The 3,632-nt window shown below is 73.7% G+C and carries 5 protein-coding genes and 2 tRNA genes; 1 reads left to right on the top strand and 6 read right to left on the bottom strand.

The features are described 5' to 3' along the window. Nucleotides 1-379 (top strand): response regulator (locus FJ694_RS36060; RefSeq protein WP_157272333.1); only part of this gene is annotated, 379 nt, incomplete at its 5' end. 48 nt (nucleotides 380-427) lie between these two features. Here the strand turns inward: FJ694_RS36060 and FJ694_RS36055 are convergent. From FJ694_RS36055 to FJ694_RS36030, 6 genes are all read right to left on the bottom strand, one after another. Beyond that, nucleotides 428-745: a hypothetical protein gene (locus tag FJ694_RS36055; protein ID WP_157272332.1), complete on the bottom strand. Its 318-nt coding sequence runs from the start codon at nucleotides 743-745 to the stop codon at nucleotides 428-430. A 134-nt stretch (nucleotides 746-879) separates the two neighbouring features. Then, nucleotides 880-1,677, bottom strand: coding sequence for a DUF3750 domain-containing protein (locus tag FJ694_RS36050; RefSeq protein WP_157272331.1), 798 nt, complete (start codon nucleotides 1,675-1,677; stop codon nucleotides 880-882). Nucleotides 1,678-1,748: 71 nt separating this feature from the next. Then, nucleotides 1,749-2,384, bottom strand: a complete 636-nt coding sequence (locus FJ694_RS36045; protein WP_157272330.1) for an arsenate reductase/protein-tyrosine-phosphatase family protein — start codon at nucleotides 2,382-2,384, stop codon at nucleotides 1,749-1,751. A 286-nt stretch (nucleotides 2,385-2,670) separates the two neighbouring features. Then, nucleotides 2,671-2,745: transfer RNA gene (locus tag FJ694_RS36040), tRNA-Val, on the bottom strand. A 47-nt stretch (nucleotides 2,746-2,792) separates the two neighbouring features. Continuing rightward, nucleotides 2,793-2,877: transfer RNA gene (locus tag FJ694_RS36035), tRNA-Leu, on the bottom strand. 32 nt (nucleotides 2,878-2,909) lie between these two features. Continuing rightward, entirely contained in the window at nucleotides 2,910-3,290 is a 381-nt protein-coding gene (locus FJ694_RS36030; protein WP_157272329.1) for a hypothetical protein, read from the bottom strand. Nucleotides 3,291-3,632 lie beyond the last annotated feature (342 nt).

Below are 3,632 nucleotides of genomic sequence, written 5' to 3'. Positions count from 1 at the left end.
CGCGGCGGCGGCCGGCGGCGACGTGCTCTACATCGAGGACAACCCGGTGAACGCGCTGCTGATGCAGACGCTGTTCCAGATGCGCCCGCAGTGGCGGCTGCGCGTGGCCGCCGACGGCGCCGGCGGCCTGGCCGAGGCGCTGCGCGCGCCGCCGCGGCTGCTGCTGGTGGACATGCACCTGCCCGACATGAACGGCATCGAGCTGCTGTCGCGGCTGCGCGCGCACGCAACGCTGCGCGAGGTGCCGGCGATCGTGGTGTCGGCGGCGGCGATGTCGGCGGACATCGAGCGCGCCCAGGCCGCCGGCTTCGCCGCCTACTGGACCAAGCCGCTGGACCTGCAGAAGATGCTTGGCGAGCTCGACCGGCTGCTGGCGTAGCCGTCGGCGGCGTCGCGGCCGGCCCGTCAGGCGAGCGTCAGGGGTCCGTCAAAGCCCCTGCGAGGCCTGCGCCGCGAACAGCGCGCGCGCGAACGCCAGGATCTCCTCGCGCGGCTCGCCGCCGCTGCCGGGTTTCAGGGCGTCGTAGATGCCGATGATCCGCTCGTTGCTGAAGCCCTGGTTCAGCAGCGCCAGCCGCTGGCGCATGCCTGCGATGCGCTCGTCCTGGGACTCCAGCGTGCGCGCCGCCTGCAGCAGCACGGCCGGCACGTCGGACGCCGCCGCCGTTGCCACATCGGCGCAGCCATCGACCGCCCGGGCCAGGGCTTCCAGGGCACCGGCCAGGTTCGAATCCAATTCCTTCATTCACGACTCCCGCAACAACATGCCGCGCCCGACGGCCGCCGGCCGCGGGGCACGGCCGGGTCAGGCGCATGCGGGCATGGTCCGCGGCAGCGCCGGGGGAGTCATCGCAGGACTGTGAAAAGGCGGTGACGGCTTCAAAGCGCCCGGGCGTTGGCCGGCGCGTGGGCGTCGGCGGTCTCCGGCGCCGGCGTCGCGGCCAGGGTGCGCGGCGGTTGGTAGGCGCCGATGCGACCGACCAGCGGCAGTTTCAGGCCCAGCGGGCTGAGCCCGAAGTTCAGGCCCAACACGTTGAGCTCGACGCCGTCCACGCGGCTCACCGACAGGCCCAGCAGCCCGGCCAGCGACAGCTGCAGGCCGTGCCCGCTGGGCGCGGGGCCGAGCACCGTGGTGCCGGTGAAGTCCTTGCCGATGGCCGTGGCCGGCAGGTCCAGCTCCAGCTCGGGCACGGCGCGGCTGATCCAGGCCGTGAAGGTGTTGGAGTTGGGGCCGGGCCACAGCCGGTACTCGCCGGCCCAGGGATAGCGGCGCGCGGCGGCGTCGATGCGCCCGATCAGGGCATCGACGCCCGCGCCGCGGCGCTGGGCGTAGAGCTCGGGCACCGAGCCGAACCAGCGCGCGTCCGGGTCGCCCTGGCGCACCACCACCGTGCTGTCGCTCCAGCGCAGCCGCCAGCCGATGACCTCGTAGACGGTCCAGGCCGGCGCGGCCGTGGGCTTCACCGCCACCCAGGTGTGCACGCCGAACAGGCCCTTGGCGCCCACCACGCGCGCGCCGTAGACCTGGACCATGGCCTCGGACACCTGCGCCGGGTCGGGCGCCAGGCCCACCGGCTCGCGGCTGGCGCTGCGCCAGTCGGCGGCGCCGGCGGCACCCGGCAGGGCGGCCAGCAAGCCCAGGCCCAGCCGGGCCAGCGCGGGGGCAAGGCGGTACATCGGAAAACGCTCCTGGAGGAAAAACCGGGCGCCAGTGTGGAGGACGCGGCGGCGCCGCGCCGGCACGGTGCTCAATGCACCTGGAGCCGGACTGTGGAAGGCGCCGCGCGTGCCGCATCCAGCGCCTGGGCCAGCGCCTCCACCGCGGCGCCGATGCACTCGAAGCAGCGGCGCAGCCGCGGCTGCTCCAGGCCGCGCAGCTCCGGGATCCGCAGCCCGCGCGGGCTCCACTGCCCCAGCAGCGCGACGCGCTGCGCCGCGAAGCCCAGGGCCAGCAGCTCCTCGGCGTGATGCGGCTCCATGGCCAGGTACAGGTCGCCCGCGGCCGGCACGAAGTCGCGACGGTGGGTGGCGCGGTGCTGGTCCAGCGGCACGCCCAGCGCCGCGGCAGCGCGCACCGTCGCCAGCACGGTGCGCTGGCCCGTCGCGGTGTGCAGCCCGAAGGACGCGGCGTTCAGCCCGGCCAGCTCGGCCGCGGCCTGGGCGAAGGCGCTGCGGTGCAGGTTGGAGGTGCACACGAACACGACGCGGCGCACGTCCGACAGGTCCAGGTCGTCATGTACCGGCGCGCGGCCGAGCAGGCGCTGCGCGCACGCGCCGAGCTGGCGCAGGAAGCCGCCCACGCCGCCCTGGCGTGCGGGTGCGGCGTCCCCGGGCCGGTCCGGGCCGGCGTCGGGACTGCGGTCGATACTGCTTGCGGAACTCACGGTGTTGTTGAGATCGGAATTCGGCCGGGGCCACGCCGTCGGGCGTTCGCGAACGGACCGGGCCATGGCGGCGCCACGGCGCCCGTGGCCCAGGCGACATGCTCCGACAACCGGCCGCCGAACGGCTGGCCGCAGCCCACCGCGCCGCGGCGATGCGGGCAACCGTTCACGAAATTCGCGCCGGCGCAACCGGCGCCGGCGCCCGCTTCGGGCCGGCGCTCTGCCGGCCAGAATGACGAAAGCCCCGCGGACTGTCGCAGTCCGCGGGGCTTGGCGTGCTTTCGCTTGGTGGGCGGTGCAGGGTTCGAACCTGCGACCCCTGCCGTGTGAAGGCAGTGCTCTACCGCTGAGCTAACCGCCCGGGATTCTTGGACGAGCCCGTCGTCCCGGCGTTCTCTTCAACAACCTTGGTGCCCAGGAGAGGACTCGAACCTCCACGGAGTTACCCGCTAGTACCTGAAACTAGTGCGTCTACCAATTCCGCCACCTGGGCAGGTGTCGAAGAAGCAAGACTATAGCATGGTTTCAGGGGGGTGCCGGCCGGCAGGGCTTGCAAAGCGCTCGGGAATGCAGGTTGGTTTCCTGCTCAACCAGGCAGCCCAGCGGCGCGCACCGGTCCGCGCCGGCGCCGTCCGAAGCCGGCATGGCCGCCGTGTCCGGCGCGCCCGGCCCGTACAGCGCATGCCAGGCCACCCCGGCCAGCACGGCCGCGCCCGCCAGCAGCGCGGCGGCGGCAGCCGCCCGGCGCGGCCGCCGCGACCCCGTTGCGCCGGCACCCAGCGGCGCACCGCCTTCGAGCGCCGCCAGCAGCCCGATGGCCTGCGCCGCAGCGGCGCCGGGGTCCGGTTCGAGCAGGCTGGGCATTCGCGCCGGGACGGGCGCTGCTGCGGACTGCGGAGCTTCCATGGGACTCCCTCCAGGGTCGGGCATCGGCGGTGTGCCGCGCCGCAGTCTGCGCAGGACGGTGCCGCCGCCACGGTTGCGTATTCACCGAGCTCCCCGTGAATGGGTGGGCATCGGGCGCCGTCCTCTGGCGATTCGAATTTCTTTAGCACGACATTTACTCACAGAAACTTTACAAGCTCGCCTGCCAGCAGTCCGCGACGAGCATTCGACCGGGGACATGGAGACATGCTGCTGGGGGTCCTGCTTTACCTGCTGCTGGCCGTGACCGCCTGCGCGCTGCTGATGCTGGCGCCGGTGCGCGGCTGGGCCCTGCGCGGCGGGCGCCGCTGCTGGCGGCGCGGT

This window comes from Azohydromonas aeria (assembly GCF_009760915.1).
Lineage (GTDB): Bacteria > Pseudomonadota > Gammaproteobacteria > Burkholderiales > Burkholderiaceae_C > Azohydromonas > Azohydromonas aeria.
Note: the sequence above shows the minus strand (reverse complement) of the source record. Positions and strands in the feature narration are given on the sequence as shown.

Bases quoted from the DNA above. Each gene is read 5' to 3' on its own strand.
- FJ694_RS36055 (WP_157272332.1), bottom strand. From the start codon at position 745: ATGAAGGAATTGGATTCGAACCTGGCCGGTGCCCTGGAAGCCCTGGCC.
- FJ694_RS36050 (WP_157272331.1), bottom strand. From the start codon at position 1,677: ATGTACCGCCTTGCCCCCGCGCTGGCCCGGCTGGGCCTGGGCTTGCTG.
- FJ694_RS36030 (WP_157272329.1), bottom strand. From the start codon at position 3,290: ATGGAAGCTCCGCAGTCCGCAGCAGCGCCCGTCCCGGCGCGAATGCCC.